We start from the raw sequence: 17942 nt of genomic DNA, 5'->3' as shown, positions 1-17942 counted from the left end.
TCTCCCACCTAAAAAGAGGCGTTTTATGTCGGTCTTTTAATTGATGTATATAGAGCTTTATCGCTTATAGCTCTCCACGAATGGGAGTTTCTAAGAGATGATGGATTATTCATTCGGCTATTTAGATGTTTTAATCCTAATTTGACTAAATTCTATTGGTATATAGTATTTATTATAAACCACAGGGTATTTATCGCTGATATATATACTTTCTAAAATTAAATCAAATTCCTCCCCGTGGAAAATTTGGTATTTTAATGATGGAGTATTGGCGGAATTAGAACGTTTAATTTCAATGGTGGAGGAATTAGCCAGTTCATATATTTTCTCCTCTAGCATTTCCAATACTTGCTTCTCGTTATGTAAGTCAAGGTTTAAGTTGGAAACGGCTTCTATTGGCATCATGGTAAAAGCAAACGCTACTATCTTATCGTGATTTTTATACCAGCGTTCCAACGCAACCACTGCGGTCATTTCTTGATTTAATACTTGCATTGCATAGTCCGTTACTAGGTCAATTCGGAAATTAAGCTCGATGTCATCTATTTTTTCCGTATAGCATTTATATAAGGGATTCCCTAACTTCTCCAAGCCATCGCTACTTTCATTATGATGAAATTTTGTAATGAAATTTCCTTTTCCATGGATATTTTTAACCAATCCATCTTCCTGTAACAGTGCCAAAGCATGTCTTAATGTCATTCTGCTCACACCAAATATTTTGGCCAATTCAGGTTCTGTTGGAAGTTGGCTGCCTAGAGGAAATGTTCCATCCATGATTAATTTATATAATTGGTCATACACAGTGACGAATAGTGGTTTTTTTTGTTTATTGAGTTCATGAAGTTTATTATTCATTTTCTTATACCCCTATAGTTTTTTAAGTTCATGACTATAAATTCCGTTTCGTCTCGTTTTATAGTAGATTATTTTCTTTTTCTATTGTAACTTACTTTTTCTTGTAAATTAATACGCTTTCAAAAAATCATTATAATTTGCACTAGGTGTATTTGTCATTCAAATTGTATATATTGCCCTCAAACGGATTTATGCTATTACTTTGATCCAAAATCGTTTTATAAATCAATTAGTTTAAGAATAGATCCGCCAAAGAATTATCAAGAAAAGAATGTCCACTTTGCAGATTATTATAGAGAACTTCCGTAAAACTACCTTCAGTTCTGTTAGGTAGTTTTTCTTTCGTTTTGAAATCTTACAATTCTGTAAGGTAAGTGTAAGGAAGTTCGATGGTAACCAATTGTCAGTCATTTATAATTAAGGTAACAAAGATGAGACGAGGAGGAAGAAAAAATGAAAGGATTAGTTGTAACGGGTTTAACAATAGCTTTTGGGTTTGTAGCATATGAGAAGTTAACGGATGTAATTGATATTGTGAAGCATCTAATAGCATAGAAAGATATTTTGACGTGAGAAGGGAAAGGGAATGAGGAAATGAATGGAATGGCTATTTGGAATTATAGGTGTCTGTAGTGTTGTATTAGTATTATTTGTTCCAAGTGTTATATTAAGTTCGACCACAAGTTTATTTTTTATGTGTTCGCTTGCCTGCATTATGCTTATTATTATGTTTCTAATGAAGCGAAGTAAGCCAATCTTCTTTTTTAGCGTGATTGTTATTACAATTATTGTTCTCCAAATGATTACTCTTTTTGTATATCCTACAATTATAAGTGCTTTCTGCTAATGAGAAATCCTCCGCTCCGGTTGCTGAGGGTTTTTATTTGTATAAAGTGAAACTTTAATCAGTGGGGGTTCTTCCTCCCCCACTGATTATTAGTTGAACCAATTGGGCTTTTACAGGCAGTTTATCTCCCGCCTAACTTCTTTGCTTTCGCTGAATTTTGAGGTGGGAGAATTACTGCCTGTTAATGCGGGATAAATGTATATTTCTAGTATGAATTCGTTGATTTAATTACAAAAATTAAATATTTTTATATACCGAATAAACGAATTTTGGATGTTGTGTTCTTATTACTCATTTGATATATTTACTTTGAAGATATTTAAAATCTAAAAAAAGAGGCGGACGTATGGATAAAAAAAAAAATACGGTCGTATTGTTTCCACAGTTATCAGAGCGCTATATTGATCAAGGTTTTTTGGCGCTGAAGGAACGAAAATTCGAAGATGCATTACGCTGCTTTGAAATATTACGTCAGTATAATGCAGAGACAGAACAAACAGAATTAGCTTCAGTTATTTGTTTGCTGGAATTAAAAAGAATAGAAGAATCAAAAGAACAATGTGAGAAGTTACTTGAGACAGGAACAGTCTTATTTGGAGATATTCTTGAAACATATGTGACAATTTTAGTTCAAACAAATGATTATGAAGGTGTCATTGAAACAATTGAGGAAGTTTTACAAACGAAGGAATTTGCTCCTGAGCAAAAGGAAAAATTAGCACAGCTTGCCTTATTTGCGCAAGGGATGCTACATGGGGAGGAAGGGCCTCAGGTAGATTCTAATTTTGATTTAGATGAATTTACCAACGAACTGTTTGTAGAAAATTTTGGGCACAAGCTACGAGTTATTAATAATCTTTCATTAAAAAATCTTGATAAGGCGTTGCCTGCTTTACAGAAATTTCTACTGGATGAAGAGCAACATCCCTATTTGAAAACCTCTATTTTATATAAAATGGTAGAAAATCGAATGGAAGAGAAAGTAGAAGTAGAGAAGTTTGGAGATACAATTACTGTTATCCCAGCAAATATAGGTCATAATGAGGAGCAATCCAATAAAATCATACATATATTATCGAATCGATTGGAACATGATCATCCAGATATATTTGAGACAATCATTACATATTGGAGAGAAATGCAAACTAGTATTTTCCCGTTTCCGCTATTAATGGATAAGGCCGAAGTTTGGGCAGCTGTTTTAGAGAGAATAGGGAGAAAACGTTTCGGATTGATAATCGATGAAGAGGAACTTATGGCAGCATATAATATTAAGTTAGAAGAATTTCATATTGCTTATCAATGGTTTTTACGTGTTGAGAGGGAAGGGTATTTACCCGTATAATTATGAAAAAGAATCGTTCAGTTATTGAAACGAGAATATTCTATGTTATAATGTAAGGGTTGCAAAAGGCTGATTTCTGCCTGTTTGTAAGAGGAGAGAAGTATAATTCTCTTACTTAATATGTTTCATATTATTCTCGAACAAAATATACCTTGGTTGTTTTTTAGACAATTTATAGATTGGAACTGTGTATCTGAAAGCATTTGCTAGAGGAAAAGAAAGCCTGAATATAGTGGCTTTCACACTTTCGTTGTTTCTAAGAAAGGAATAATGGGAATCTTAATCTATAGAGGTATGTGCATACATTATTATAGTTGGAGGGAAAGAATAAATGGCTGCAAAATGGGAAAAATTAGAAGGTAACGTTGGCGTTTTAACAATCGAAGTTGATGCTAAAGAAGTAAACAACTCTATCGACGCTGCGTTCAAAAAAGTAGTAACAACAATTAACGTACCAGGTTTCCGTAAAGGTAAAATGCCTCGTCCGTTATTCGAACAACGCTTTGGTGTTGAATCTTTATACCAAGATGCTTTAGATATCATCTTACCAAAAGCATATGGTGAAGCAATCGACGAAACTGGTATCTTCCCAGTTGCTCATCCTGAGATTGACATCGAGAAATTCGAAAAAAATGCAAACTTAATCTTCACTGCAAAAGTTACAGTAAAACCTGAAGTAAAATTAGGTGAATACAAAGGCTTAGCAGTAGAAAAAGTTGAAACAACTGTAACTGACGAAGATGTAGAGAACGAATTAAAAGCTTTACAAGAGCGTCAAGCTGAGTTAGTTGTTAAAGAAGAAGGAACTGTTGAAAACGGTGATACAGCTGTAATCGACTTCGAAGGTTTCGTTGATGGCGAAGCATTTGAAGGCGGAAAAGGCGAAAACTACTCTCTAGCAATCGGTTCTGGTACATTTATCCCAGGCTTTGAAGAGCAATTAATTGGTCTAAAAGCTGGCGAATCTAAAGACGTTGAAGTATCATTCCCAGAAGAGTACCACGCTGCTGAACTTGCTGGCAAACCAGCAACATTCAAAGCAACAGTTCATGAAATTAAAGCAAAAGAGCTTCCTGCTTTAGATGACGAGTTCGCTAAAGATGTAGACGAAGAAGTTGCAACTCTTGATGAGTTAAAAGCAAAACTTCGTACAAACTTAGAAGAAGGCAAAAAGCATGAAGCTGAGCATAAAGTTCGTGACGAAGTAGTAGAAAAGGCTGCTGCTAACGCTGAAATCGAAATTCCAGAAGCTATGATCGAAACTGAGTTAGATCGTATGGTTCGTGAATTCGAACAACGCTTAAGCCAACAAGGTATGAATCTTGAGCTTTACTACCAATTCACAGGTACTGATGCTGACAAGTTAAAAGAACAAATGAAAGAAGATGCACAAAAACGTGTAAGAATCAACCTTGTTCTTGAAGCTATCATTGAAGCTGAAAAAATCGAAGTTACTGAAGAAGAAGTAACTGCAGAAGTTGAAAAAATGGCTGCAATGTACAATATGCCAGTTGACGCTATCAAGCAAGCTCTTGGAAGCGCAGATGCTCTATCTGAAGATCTTAAAGTTCGTAAGGCTGTGGACTTCTTAGTAGACAACAGCAAAGCTGCATAATAAAATAACAAGGCACGATTTTGATCGTGCCTTGTTTTATAAATATNNAAAACTTTTCGATTAAGAAGGAAAAGTTCCTTTAAAAGTCGAATATACATATTTCAAAAGTTTTAAAAATTTTTTATTTGTACATAACTAGTCATATTATTTGTATTTCTCGCCACGTAGTGACATAATATGTATTTACATACGATACATTTATCGTGTACATACGAAGGCAAGATATTAGCACTTTGTAAGGGGTGTGAAAATATGTTTAAATTTAACGATGAAAAAGGGCAATTGAAATGTTCTTTCTGTGGTAAAACACAAACGCAAGTTCGAAAGCTTGTTGCTGGTCCAGGTGTTTACATTTGTGATGAGTGTATCGAGCTTTGTACAGAGATTGTGCAAGAGGAGCTTGCGAAGGACGAAGAAGTAGAATTCAAAGATGTACCAAAACCGGTAGAGATTCGTGAAATCTTAGATGAGTATGTCATCGGACAAGATAATGCAAAGAAAGCACTAGCGGTAGCGGTATACAACCATTACAAACGCATCAATTCTAACAGCAAAATTGATGATGTAGAATTGGCGAAGAGTAATATCGCACTTATCGGGCCAACAGGTAGTGGTAAAACACTATTGGCACAAACATTAGCGCGTATTTTAAATGTTCCATTTGCAATCGCGGATGCAACATCTTTAACAGAAGCTGGATATGTAGGGGAAGATGTAGAAAACATCTTACTAAAATTAATTCAAGCTGCTGATTACGATGTAGAGAAAGCGGAAAAAGGAATCATTTATATTGATGAGATTGATAAAGTGGCTCGTAAGTCAGAAAATCCATCAATTACACGTGATGTGTCTGGTGAGGGTGTGCAGCAGGCCCTTCTGAAAATTTTAGAAGGTACTGTAGCAAGCGTTCCACCTCAAGGTGGTCGTAAGCATCCACATCAAGAGTTTATTCAAATTGATACAACGAACATTCTATTCATTTGTGGCGGTGCGTTTGATGGCATTGAGCCAATTATTAAACGTCGCCTTGGTGAAAAAGTAATTGGATTTGGTTCAGAGAAGAAAAATGCGGATGTAAATGAAAAGCATGTTTTATCTCACGTATTACCAGAGGACCTTTTACGATTTGGTTTAATTCCAGAGTTTATTGGTCGTCTTCCAGTTATTGCGAACCTAGAGCCGCTTGATGAAGGTGCTCTTGTTGATATTTTAACAAAACCGAAAAATGCACTTGTAAAGCAGTTCCAAAAATTATTGGAGCTTGACGATGTTGAGTTGGAATTTGAAGAAGGCGCACTGATTGAAATTGCGAAAAAAGCAATTGAACGTAAAACAGGTGCTCGTGGACTTCGCTCTATTATTGAAGGCTTAATGCTGGATGTAATGTTCGAACTTCCATCTCGTAAAGATATCGAGAAATGTATTCTTACAAAAGAAACAGTAACGGACAACGCACCACCGAAATTGGTATTACAAGACGGTACTGTACTGGATACAAAAACATCTGCATAATGTAAGTGAGAAACAGCAATTTTTATAATTGCTGTTTCTTATTATGTTTAGCACTATTCCTCCCCGGAAATACTAAATGGTAAAACATAGCGGGAGGAAATGAATGATGAGCTGGACAAACATATTCTTACTTGTTCAACTTGTTTTTGGTGTCATTGTTGGATTATACTTCTGGCATTTGCTCCGAAACCAGCGAACACAAAAAGTTTCAATTGATCGAGAATCGAAAAAAGAATTAGAACAACTTCGTAAAATGCGTGAAATTGCTTTAACAGAACCGCTTGCTGAAAAGGTACGACCGAATTCTTTTTTAGACATTGTAGGACAAGAAGACGGAATCAAATCATTAAAGGCAGCGCTTTGTGGTCCGAATCCGCAACATGTCATTATATATGGACCTCCGGGAGTAGGGAAAACAGCAGCAGCACGTCTTGTGTTAGAAGAAGCAAAGAGAAATCCAAAGTCACCGTTCCGTAGTAGTGCAACGTTTATTGAACTCGATGCAACGACAGCTCGCTTTGATGAACGCGGTATTGCTGATCCTTTAATCGGTTCAGTGCATGATCCAATTTATCAAGGTGCAGGTGCAATGGGACAAGCAGGAATCCCACAACCGAAAAAAGGCGCCGTAACAGATGCGCATGGCGGTATTTTGTTCATTGATGAAATTGGTGAGCTGCATCCGATTCAAATGAATAAAATGTTAAAGGTATTAGAAGATCGCAAAGTATTTTTGGAAAGTGCGTACTACAGTGAAGAAAATACAATGATTCCAACATACATACATGATATTTTTCAAAAAGGCTTACCAGCCGATTTTCGTTTAGTTGGAGCGACAACTCGTTCTCCGGATGAAATCCCTCCTGCCATTCGTTCACGTTGTTTAGAAGTTTTCTTCCGTGAACTTGATACGGAAGAGATTCAAAAAGTAGCGAAGAACGCAGCAGAAAAGGTGAAAATGGAAATTGGGGCACAAGGGATTGAAATGATTGGAATGTATGCAAGGAATGGGCGAGAAGCCATTAATCTTGTGCAGATTTCTGCTGGAATGGCAATCAATGAAGATCGTTCTTTTATTAAGAATGAGGATATTGAGTGGGTTGTACACTCTAGTCAGCTTACTCCAAAGTATGAGAAACGAATTTATCCGATTCCAAGGATTGGTCTAGTAAATGGCCTGGCGGTATATGGGCCCAATACAGGTGCGCTATTAGAAATTGAAGTAACAGCTATTCCTGCTCAGGATAAAGGGACAGTCAATGTTACAGGAATTGTGGAAGAAGAGAGCATTGGTAGTCAAACGAAATCAATTCGCCGTAAAAGTATGGCAAAGGGGTCAGTGGATAATGTATTAACCGTGCTCCGCTCTTTAGATTTGTTGCCAGAAGGATATGATATACATATTAACTTTCCAGGCGGTATTCCAATTGACGGACCTTCAGCAGGAATTGCAATGGCAACAGGAGTATACTCAGCCTTGCATCGCGTTTATGTGAATAATGAAATTGCGATGACAGGAGAAATAAGCATTCATGGGGAAGTCAAGCCAGTAGGCGGCGTATATGCAAAAGTAAAAGCGGCGAAAAAAGCAGGGGTGAAAAAGGTCATTATTCCTGCTGAAAATATGCAGCCATTTTTATACACGATAAAGGGTATTGAGATTATTCCTGTTCGAAAACTAAAAGAAGTTTTTGAGTTAACATTCGTACAGGAAAAATTGCATCGTGAAATTGATGTGCATCGTAAGTTAGATGAAGGTGATGTACAATCGATGTAAAATGAAATTCAATAAGGCTGTAAGAAGTGTTTTCCTTTTAGGTACATGCGAAACAGAACAGATAATATTTGCCAGACTTCGTTTAAGTTTGTATGCTTAAGCGGGGTCCCTTTTTTCTTTTATAGAAAGAAAAGTAGGAGATTTGCAATTGTAAAGAATCTCTGCAATTGCATCAAGGTGTATTGTAATATAAAATAGTTGAACAGGAGTTTAATTTATTATGGAGGTGCTATGTCTAGTATGAATACGAACGAAAGAATTGTGCCCCTCCTACCATTAAGAGGCGTTCTCGTATATCCAACGATGGTTCTGCATCTTGATGTAGGACGTGATAAGTCGATACAAGCACTAGAGCAGGCAGCAATGGATGAAAATATCATCTTTTTAGCAATGCAAAAAGAAATGAATATCGATGATCCAAAAGAAGATGACATATATAGTGTAGGTACAGTGGCGAAAGTAAAGCAGATGTTAAAACTGCCGAATGGTACGCTTCGTGTCCTGGTAGAAGGTTTACATAGAGCAGAAATAGTAGAATTTATTGAAGAAGAAAATGTAGTACAGGTTTCTATTCAAACGGTAACAGAGGAAGAAGAAGGCGATTTAGAAGAGAAAGCTCTTATGCGCACGTTACTTGAACATTTCGAGCAGTATATTAAAGTCTCAAAAAAGGTTTCAAATGAAACGTTTGCAACAGTAGCTGATGTAGAAGAGCCAGGCCGCTTAGCAGATTTAATTGCTTCTCATTTACCGATTAAAACGAAACAAAAGCAAGAAATTTTAGAGATTCTATCAGTGAAAGAAAGATTACATACACTTATCTCCATTATTCAAGATGAACAAGAACTACTTAATTTAGAAAAGAAAATTGGGCAAAAAGTGAAACGTTCGATGGAGCGTACGCAAAAAGAATACTTCTTGCGTGAACAAATGAAGGCGATCCAAACAGAGCTTGGTGATAAAGAAGGTAAGGGTGGCGAAGTTGAAGAGCTTCGTGAAAAAATCGAAGAGGCAGGAATGCCAGAAGAAACAAAGAAGGCTGCCCTAAAAGAATTAGATCGTTATGAGAAGTTGCCAGTAAGCTCTGCGGAGAGCGGTGTGATTCGTAATTATATGGATTGGTTATTAGCACTTCCGTGGACAGAAGCAACAGAGGATATGATTGACCTTGCACATTCTGAAACGATTTTAAATAAAGATCATTATGGTCTTGAAAAAGTGAAAGAACGTGTACTGGAATATTTAGCTGTACAAAAGTTAACAAATTCTTTAAAAGGACCGATTCTTTGTCTAGTAGGACCTCCTGGGGTCGGAAAAACATCATTAGCACGCTCGATTGCAACATCGTTAAATCGTAATTTTGTCCGTGTTTCCCTTGGTGGTGTTCGTGATGAATCTGAAATTCGAGGTCACCGTCGTACATATGTTGGAGCTATGCCAGGTCGTATTATTCAAGGGATGAAAAAGGCAAAGACAATCAATCCAGTCTTTTTATTAGATGAGATTGATAAGATGTCCAATGATTTCCGTGGTGATCCGTCTGCGGCGTTACTTGAAGTATTAGACCCAGAACAAAATCATAACTTTAGTGATCATTATATTGAAGAGCCATATGATTTATCAAAAGTTATGTTCGTTGCAACTGCAAACACACTTGCAAGTATTCCAGGTCCGCTTCTTGATCGTATGGAAATTATTTCGATTGCTGGTTATACAGAAATTGAAAAGGTACATATTGCTCGTGAACATTTATTGCCAAAGCAACTAAAAGAACACGGCTTACGAAAAGGGAATCTACAAGTGCGTGATGAGGCGCTTCTTGAAATCATTCGTTATTATACACGTGAAGCTGGTGTCCGTACGTTAGAGCGTCAAATTGCTAAGATTTGTCGTAAAGCAGCGAAAATCATCGTTACAGAAGAACGTAAGCGAGTTGTTGTAACGGATAAAAATATTACTGACCTTCTAGGTAAGCATATATTCCGTTATGGACAAGCTGAAAAGAGAGACCAAGTCGGAATGGCGACTGGTTTAGCGTATACAGCTGCTGGTGGCGATACACTTGCAATTGAAGTTTCTGTATCACCAGGAAAAGGGAAATTAATTTTAACAGGGAAACTTGGGGATGTTATGAAAGAATCCGCACAAGCTGCATTTAGTTATATTCGCTCTCGTGCAGAAGAACTTCACATTAATCCAGATTTCCATGAAAAGAACGATATTCATATTCATGTTCCAGAAGGAGCAGTTCCAAAAGATGGTCCATCAGCTGGGATTACAATGGCAACGGCACTTATTTCTGCGCTAACAGGCGTTCCTGTAAGTAAAGAAGTTGGTATGACGGGTGAAATCACCCTTCGTGGTCGCGTACTACCAATCGGTGGTTTGAAAGAAAAAACATTAAGTGCTCACCGCGCAGGCTTAACAAAAATTATTTTGCCAGCAGAAAATGAAAAAGATTTAGATGATATTCCAGAAAGCGTAAAAGAAAATCTTACGTTTGTGCTTGTGTCTCATTTAGATGAAGTATTGGAGCACGCATTAGTAGGAGTGAAACAATGAAAGTAACAAAAGCAGATATTGTAATTAGTGCTGTTAGACCAGAACAATATCCAGATAGTGACTTACCAGAAATTGCATTAGCAGGTCGTTCTAATGTTGGGAAGTCTTCCTTTATTAATAAAATTTTAAATCGTAAAAAGTTAGTGCGTATTTCTTCTAAACCAGGAAAAACGCAAACGTTAAACTTTTTCTTAATCAATGAAATGATGCACTTTGTCGATGTTCCAGGTTATGGATATGCGAAAGTATCGAAATCAGAGCGAGCGGCATGGGGCAAAATGATTGAAACTTACTTTACAACGCGTGAACAATTAGATGCGGCTGTATTAGTAATTGATTTGCGTCATCCACCAACAAATGATGATGTCATGATGTATGATTTCTTAAAGCATTATGAAATTCCTACAATTATTATTGCAACGAAAGCTGATAAAATTCCGAAAGGGAAATGGCAAAAGCATTTGAAAGTTGTAAAGGAAACGCTTGATGTGGAAGCTGGCGATGAAGTGGTTCTATTTTCTTCCGAAACAGGACTTGGAAAAGAAGAAGCATGGAAAGCCATTCATAAGTTTACAAAAACAAAAAACGCGTGACGATTCGTCGCGCGTTTTTTTGTTACATTATGGAACAATCATACATAATTTTCTGCATGGTGAAAGAAGATAGAGAAAGAGAGTATTTCAATTCTTATGGAATAGTTTCCATCACTTGATTCTGACAGTTTTTTTTGGTAACGTACAAATAGAGTTATTATCTTGTAATGATTATAAAGTAAAATATTTATTTTGGAAGATTTAGTTTGTCTCCTGTAAGCAGTAGGCAGAACGAATAAAAAAATTCCTGTTGTTCACACGATTGTCAGATTCATAACAGGAAAGTTGTATTATGATAGTAGATAAGGTGATAAAACGGGTGAAGGGGGACATGCTGCGTGCATATTCTTGTTGTTGGTGTAAATTATCGAACAGCCCCTGTAGAATTTCGTGAGAAACTCACATTTCAGGCAGCAGAACTAGAAAAGGCAATGACAACATTACAGAATCAAAAGAGCGTGTTAGAGAATGTCATTGTATCAACGTGCAATCGCACTGAGATTTATGCTGTCGTCGATCAATTACACACGGGACGATATTACATTAAGAAATTTTTAGCTGAATGGTTTCAGCTTGAGATAGAAGAGGTTTCGCCATACTTGTCTATTTTTGAACAAGATGGTGCTATTGAACATTTATTCCGTGTAACGTGCGGATTAGATTCTATGGTGGTCGGTGAAACACAAATTTTAGGTCAAATTCGAGATAGTTTCTTAGAAGCGCAAGAGATAAAAGTAACAGGGACGATTTTTAATGAATTGTTTAAACAAGTGATTACGCTAGCGAAGCGTGCTCATTCAGAAACAACAATCGGTGAAAGTGCGATGTCCGTTAGCTATGCTGCGGTTGAACTTGGAAAGAAAATTTTTGGAGATTTAACAGATTGTCACGTTTTAATTCTTGGCGCTGGAAAAATGGGTGAACTTGCGCTGCAAAACCTGTATGGAAGTGGAGCGCGCAAAGTAACAGTTATGAACCGTACGCTTACGAAAGCGGAAACAATGGCTGAGAAATATATGGGACATGCAAAACCGTTAAGTGAATTACAATGTGTATTATTAGAAGCAGATATTTTAATTAGTTCAACTGGTGCATCAGATTATGTCATTACGAAAGAAATGATGACAAGAGTAGAACGGCTGCGCTGTGGTCGCCCGCTATTTATGGTTGATATTGCAGTGCCGCGTGATATTGATCCGGCAATTGATGAGCTAGAAGGATCTTTCTTGTATGATATTGATGATTTGCAAGGAGTAGTCGAGGCAAACCGCGCTGAACGTTTAAAAGAAGCGGAAAAAATTCAACTTATGATTGAAGAAGAAATCGTTACATTTAAAAGCTGGGTAAATACGCTTGGGGTTATTCCTTTAATTTCAGCTCTTCGTGATAAAGCACTAGCTATTCAAAGTGAGACGATGCAAAGTATTGAACGGAAAATTCCGATGCTTAATGATCGTGAGAAAAAAGTAATTAGTAAGCATACGAAAAGTATCATTAATCAACTGCTGAAAGATCCAATTTTAGTAGCAAAAGAGTTAGCAACAGAAGAGGGAGCTACGGAAAAGCTCGCTTTATTCGCGAAAATCTTTGATTTAGAAGTGGAAGAAGAGGTCGTAGAATATACGGAAGAGCCGAAACATAAACGAGCGTGGACAACATCCGTTCCATCTTTATAACATGGAAGGATGGTCGGATGAGCTTTTTAAATAATAGTATTATTTATCATATCGCAATTATTTTATATGCTTGTAGTATTAGTTTATATTTTATAGATTATTTCCAAAGTAACCGAAAGGCGAATCGACTTGCTTTTTGGTTACTTTCAATTGTATGGGTACTTCAGTCTGTTTTTATGCTACTACGGGCTACAGAATCAGAAACAAATCCGATTTTAACTTTACTGTCAGGAATTTATTTTTATGTGTGGTTATTAATTACAATGTCATTAGTAATCAATCGATTTATGCGCATTGACTTTTTAGTTTTTTTTACAAATGTCGTCGCTTTTGGCGTAAGCGCTTTTTCTATTTTTACTCCGATCGGAAAGATGTCGCCGATACTAGCGCATCAATTAGTTTCAGAGCTTGTATACGTCCATGTAGGCATGGCGATTACTTCATATGCGGCATTTACAGTGTCATTTATTTTTTCTATTATGTACTTGCTGCAATATCGATTATTAAAACAGAAAAAATGGAATGCAAGATTAAGACGGTTAGGAAATTTATCGAAGCTTGAGTCTATGTCATATGGATTGAATCTATTTTCTGTTCCGTTTTTCTTACTAGCTATTTTGCTTGGATGCATATGGGGATATACAAAATTAGATAATTTCCATTGGTATGACACGAAAGTAATCGGGTCTTTTGTTGTTTTATTTGTCTATTGTGCGGGTCTATATTTACGAGGATCAGATACATTGCAAGGTAAGAAGATTATACATTGGAACATTGGAGCCTTTCTCGTGATGCTAGTCAATATTTTTCTATTAAGCAGTTTATCGAACTTCCACTTTTGGTATTTATAATGAGGAGAGAAAATTATGCGCAAAATTATTGTAGGTTCAAGAAAGAGTAAGTTAGCATTAACGCAAACAAATTGGTTTATTGATCAATTAAAAGCGCTTGGCTTGCCATATGAATTTGAAGTAAAAGAAATTGTTACAAAAGGCGATGTCATTTTAGATGTGACACTTTCAAAAGTAGGCGGGAAAGGTTTGTTTGTAAAAGAGATTGAACATGCATTGCTTACAAAAGAAATCGATATGGCTGTACATAGTATGAAGGATATGCCAGCTGTGCTTCCAGATGGATTAACCATTGGATGTATACCAAAGCGTGTCGATCCGCGTGATGCGTTTATTTCGAAGAACGGAGAATCTTTCGGAGACTTACCAGAAGGTGCGATACTTGGGACAAGCAGTTTAAGACGCAGTGCACAGCTATTGGCCGCTAGACCAGATTTACAAGTGAAGTGGATTCGCGGGAATATCGATACGAGATTACGTAAATTAAAAGAAGAAGACTATGATGCAATCATTTTAGCAACAGCTGGATTACAAAGAATGGGCTGGGATGATGATGTCATTACAGAACACTTAGATGAAACATTGTGCGTACCAGCTGTAGGACAAGGTGCTTTAGCGATTGAATGTCGTGAAGATGATAAAGATTTATTGCAATTATTATCACATATCAATGATGCAGTAACAGAACGAACAGTGGCTGCCGAACGAGTATTCCTTCACAAGCTTGAAGGTGGTTGCCAAGTACCGATTGCTGGCTATGCAACGCTTCAGGAGAATAATGAAATTGAATTAACAGCGCTTGTTGGCTCTATGGATGGTTCAGTTTTGTTAAAAGAAACAGTTGTAGGTGTGAGCCCTGAGCAAGTTGGATTAGAAGCTGCAGATCGTTTAATGAAACAAGGAGCAAAAGAGCTCATTCTCGCTGCAAATAAGGAGCAATATTAATCATGGACGCTCTCGCTGGCAAAACAGTACTGGTTACACGGGCCCAGCATCAAGCAAAACAAATGAGTGCAGCAGTGAAAAAAGAGGGCGGGATTCCAGTGGAAATTCCGCTTTTGCGTATGGAAGGAGCATCTCAGCAAACGTTTCAAAGTGTATCTCAACAGTTGAATGTATATGACTGGATTATTTTTACGAGTAAAAATGGGGTAAGCTTCTTTCTGGATGGTTTAGGCAAGAACATGCCTTTGACTGTACAGATTGCCGCAGTAGGTGTAAAAACAAGGCGGGAGTTAGAAAAAAGAGGCTATCAAGTTCATTTTGTTCCAACTGCGTTTGTTGCTGAAACTTTTGCAGAGGAGTTTGTAAAAAAATTAACCGGGAAAGAACGTATGTTATTTCCAAGAGGAAATTTAGCTAGAGATGTTATTCCGAATAAACTGCGGGAGCTTGGGGTGCTTTTAGAAGAGCTGGTCGTATATGAAACAAAACCAAATTATATGAAGCGTCTAGAACTGATCGAAGCTTTAGAATCAGGTAAGATAGATATTGTGACATTTACGAGTCCCTCTACAGTTGTAAGCTTTGTGGAATTACTTAAGGGTACAAACTGGAGAGAATGGATAAAAAAATGTACAATTGCTTGTATAGGACCGATAACAGAACAAGAGGCAAAGCGTTATTTTGCTGATGTCATCGTTCCAGAAGAATACACAGTGGAATCGTTAATACAATGCATTTCTAAATTGAATCTAAATGCATAATTTAAATAAAAGAATGGGGATAGAAATCTATGAATTCTTTACAATTTAATCGTCATCGTCGCTTAAGACAAAGTGGAAATATGCGTGCACTTGTACGTGAAACATTTTTACATACAGAAGATTTTATTTACCCTATTTTCGTACTTGAAGGTGAGAATGTTCGTAACGAAGTTCCTTCTATGCCAGATGTATATCAAATTTCCTTAGACCTTTTGCAAGCTGAAATGCAAGAAGTTGTAGATTTAGGTATTCGTTCTGTTATCGTATTTGGTTTACCTGCTGAAAAAGATGAAGTTGGCTCTTCCGCATATTGTGAACACGGCATTGTACAACGTGCGATCAAACAAATTAAAGAACAGTTTCCAGAGTTAGTAGTAGTTGCGGATACGTGTTTATGTCAATATACAAGCCATGGTCATTGTGGTGTGATTGAAGATGGCGTTATTTTAAATGATGAATCCCTTGAGATTCTTGCAAAAACAGCAGTAAGTCAGGCAAAAGCAGGAGCGGATATTATTGCCCCATCTAACATGATGGATGGATTTGTAACAGCAATTCGCCATGCATTAGATGAAAATGGTTTTGCACACGTCCCAGTTATGTCATACGCTGTGAAATACTCATCTGCATTTTATGGTCCATTCCGCGATGCAGCGCATGGTGCGCCGCAGTTTGGTGATCGTAAAACGTATCAAATGGATCCAGCAAACCGAATGGAAGCATTACGTGAAGCTGAGTCAGATGTAATGGAAGGAGCAGATTTCTTAATTGTAAAACCAGCTCTTTCTTACTTAGATATTGTTCGCGATGTGAAGAACAATTTCAATTTACCAATCGTTGCATATAACGTAAGCGGAGAATATTCCATGATTAAAGCGGCAGCGCAAAATGGTTGGATTAATGAAAAAGAGATTGTACTTGAGAAATTATTAAGCATGAAACGTGCAGGAGCAGACTTAATTATTACGTATCATGCGAAAGACGCAGCACGATGGTTACAAGAGGGAGGCGCACAGTAATGAAAAAGTTTGATAAATCCATTGAAGCATTTGAAACGGCGCAAGATTTAATGCCTGGCGGTGTAAATAGTCCAGTTCGTGCCTTTAAATCTGTTGGCATGAATCCGCTGTTTATGGAGCGCGGGAAAGGTTCTAAAGTGTACGATATCGATGGGAATGAATATATCGACTACGTATTATCATGGGGACCACTGATTCACGGGCATGCGAATGAGCGCGTTGTAGAATCATTAAAAGCTGTAGCGGAAAAAGGGACAAGCTTTGGTGCACCAACAGAAATTGAAAATAAATTAGCGCAGCTTGTTATTGAGCGTGTACCATCAATTGAGATTGTACGTATGGTAAATTCCGGTACGGAAGCAACGATGAGTGCACTTCGTTTAGCGCGTGGTTACACAGGTCGTAATAAGATTTTGAAATTTATTGGTTGTTACCACGGCCATGGCGATTCATTATTAATTAAAGCAGGTTCTGGTGTTGCAACGCTTGGTTTACCAGATAGCCCAGGTGTACCAGAAGGTGTAGCGCAAAATACGATTACAGTAGCGTATAACGATTTAGAGAGCGTGAAATATGCTTTCGAACAATTTGGTGACGATATCGCTTGTGTTATCGTAGAGCCAGTGGCTGGAAATATGGGGGTAGTTCCACCGCAGCCAGGATTTTTAGAAGGACTTCGTGAAGTAACGGAGCAAAATGGTGCGTTGCTGATTTTTGATGAAGTAATGACAGGGTTCCGCGTTGCTTATAACTGTGGACAAGGGTATTACGGTGTAACACCTGACTTAACTTGTTTAGGAAAAGTAATCGGTGGTGGTCTGCCGGTCGGAGCATACGGCGGTAAAGCAGAAATTATGCGCCAAGTTGCACCAAGTGGACCAATTTACCAAGCAGGTACATTATCTGGTAACCCTCTAGCAATGACTGCAGGTTATGAAACATTAGTACAATTAACACCAGAATGTTATAAAGAATTTGAACGTAAAGCTGAAATGCTAGAAAATGGCCTGCGTAAAGCTGCTGAAAAACAAGGCATTCCGCATCATATAAACCGTGCAGGTTCTATGATCGGTATTTTCTTCACGAATGAACCGGTTATTAACTACGATGCAGCAAAAACTTCAAACTTAGAATTCTTTGCAGCTTACTATCGTGAAATGGTAGAGCAAGGTGTATTCTTACCACCTTCTCAATTTGAAGGTTTATTCTTATCAACAGCACACAGTGATGCGGATATTGAAGCAACGATTGCGGCAGCACAAATTGCAATGTCAAAATTAAAAGCATAAAGTGAAACTTTAATCAGTGGGGGTTTTCTTCATCCCCCACTGATTATTAGTTGAACCAATCGGGCTTTTACGGGCAGTTTATCTCCCACCTAACTTCTTTAGAAAAGCGGAAGCGGCTCGCTCAGAATCGAAGGACGTTGGAGCCCCCGACAGAGAGGCGCTTTTTGCCTCGTTCGAGGGGGCGAAACGACCGGAGATTCTAGCCGCTAGAGCTAGACAATGTTTTTGCCGAATTTTGATGTGGGAGTATTACTGCCCGTTAATGCGGGATAAATAATAAAAAGGTTGTCAG

15 protein-coding genes are annotated in these 17942 nt (G+C 37.5%); 14 read left to right on the top strand and 1 reads right to left on the bottom strand.

Annotated features, from left to right (window positions below; translation table 11 throughout):
- Positions 1-117: 117 nt before the first annotated feature.
- Positions 118-858, bottom strand: coding sequence for a GntR family transcriptional regulator (locus tag V7183_RS04760; RefSeq protein ID WP_335358853.1), 741 nt, complete (start codon positions 856-858; stop codon positions 118-120).
- Positions 859-969: 111 nt separating this feature from the next.
- On the opposite strand from V7183_RS04760, the gene V7183_RS04755 reads away from it, so the two are divergent.
- The 14 genes from V7183_RS04755 (at position 970) to hemL (ending at position 17650) form a co-directional block, all read left to right on the top strand.
- The gene (locus V7183_RS04755; protein ID WP_438825154.1) at positions 970-1167 is read left to right on the top strand and encodes a group I intron-associated PD-(D/E)XK endonuclease; all 198 of its coding nucleotides are present in this window, start codon (positions 970-972) and stop codon (positions 1165-1167) included.
- A 289-nt stretch (positions 1168-1456) separates the two neighbouring features.
- On the top strand, positions 1457-1705 hold the full coding sequence (locus V7183_RS04750; protein WP_097898127.1) for a hypothetical protein: 249 nt from the start codon (positions 1457-1459) through the stop codon (positions 1703-1705).
- A gap of 346 nt (positions 1706-2051) precedes the next feature.
- Positions 2052-3050, top strand: coding sequence for a hypothetical protein (locus V7183_RS04745; RefSeq protein WP_335358852.1), 999 nt, complete (start codon positions 2052-2054; stop codon positions 3048-3050).
- Positions 3051-3381: 331 nt separating this feature from the next.
- Complete coding sequence (tig, locus tag V7183_RS04740; protein WP_335358851.1) at positions 3382-4665, top strand: trigger factor; 1284 nt, start codon at positions 3382-3384, stop codon at positions 4663-4665.
- 252 nt (positions 4666-4917) lie between these two features.
- Entirely contained in the window at positions 4918-6177 is a 1260-nt protein-coding gene (gene clpX / locus V7183_RS04735; protein ID WP_097898124.1) for an ATP-dependent protease ATP-binding subunit ClpX, read from the top strand.
- Between the two features lie 106 nt (positions 6178-6283).
- Positions 6284-7954 (top strand): ATP-dependent protease LonB, encoded by a 1671-nt coding sequence (gene lonB / locus V7183_RS04730; RefSeq protein WP_335358850.1) that lies wholly within the window; start codon positions 6284-6286, stop codon positions 7952-7954.
- Positions 7955-8185: 231 nt separating this feature from the next.
- Positions 8186-10516, top strand: a complete 2331-nt coding sequence (gene lon, locus V7183_RS04725; RefSeq protein WP_335358849.1) for an endopeptidase La — start codon at positions 8186-8188, stop codon at positions 10514-10516.
- Positions 10513-11109 (top strand): ribosome biogenesis GTP-binding protein YsxC, encoded by a 597-nt coding sequence (gene ysxC, locus V7183_RS04720; RefSeq protein ID WP_097898121.1) that lies wholly within the window; start codon positions 10513-10515, stop codon positions 11107-11109. Before lon ends, ysxC begins: the two co-directional genes overlap by 4 nt.
- Positions 11110-11447: 338 nt before the next feature.
- On the top strand, positions 11448-12785 hold the full coding sequence (hemA, locus tag V7183_RS04715; RefSeq protein ID WP_335358848.1) for a glutamyl-tRNA reductase: 1338 nt from the start codon (positions 11448-11450) through the stop codon (positions 12783-12785).
- 17 nt (positions 12786-12802) lie between these two features.
- Positions 12803-13636, top strand: coding sequence for a cytochrome c biogenesis protein (locus V7183_RS04710; RefSeq protein ID WP_097898119.1), 834 nt, complete (start codon positions 12803-12805; stop codon positions 13634-13636).
- Positions 13637-13651: 15 nt separating this feature from the next.
- Positions 13652-14581, top strand: a complete 930-nt coding sequence (gene hemC / locus V7183_RS04705) for a hydroxymethylbilane synthase (protein WP_335358847.1) — start codon at positions 13652-13654, stop codon at positions 14579-14581.
- A 2-nt stretch (positions 14582-14583) separates the two neighbouring features.
- Positions 14584-15342, top strand: coding sequence for a uroporphyrinogen-III synthase (gene hemD, locus V7183_RS04700; RefSeq protein WP_335358846.1), 759 nt, complete (start codon positions 14584-14586; stop codon positions 15340-15342).
- 29 nt (positions 15343-15371) lie between these two features.
- A complete protein-coding gene (hemB, locus tag V7183_RS04695) occupies positions 15372-16361 on the top strand; it encodes a porphobilinogen synthase (protein ID WP_097898116.1) in 990 nt (329 codons plus the stop codon).
- Positions 16361-17650, top strand: coding sequence for a glutamate-1-semialdehyde 2,1-aminomutase (hemL, locus tag V7183_RS04690; protein WP_335358845.1), 1290 nt, complete (start codon positions 16361-16363; stop codon positions 17648-17650). Before hemB ends, hemL begins: the two co-directional genes overlap by 1 nt.
- Positions 17651-17942 lie beyond the last annotated feature (292 nt).

The organism is Bacillus sp. JJ1127, from assembly GCF_036965845.1.
GTDB lineage: Bacteria > Bacillota > Bacilli > Bacillales > Bacillaceae_G > Bacillus_A.
This window is presented reverse-complemented; position numbering and strand designations above follow the sequence as displayed.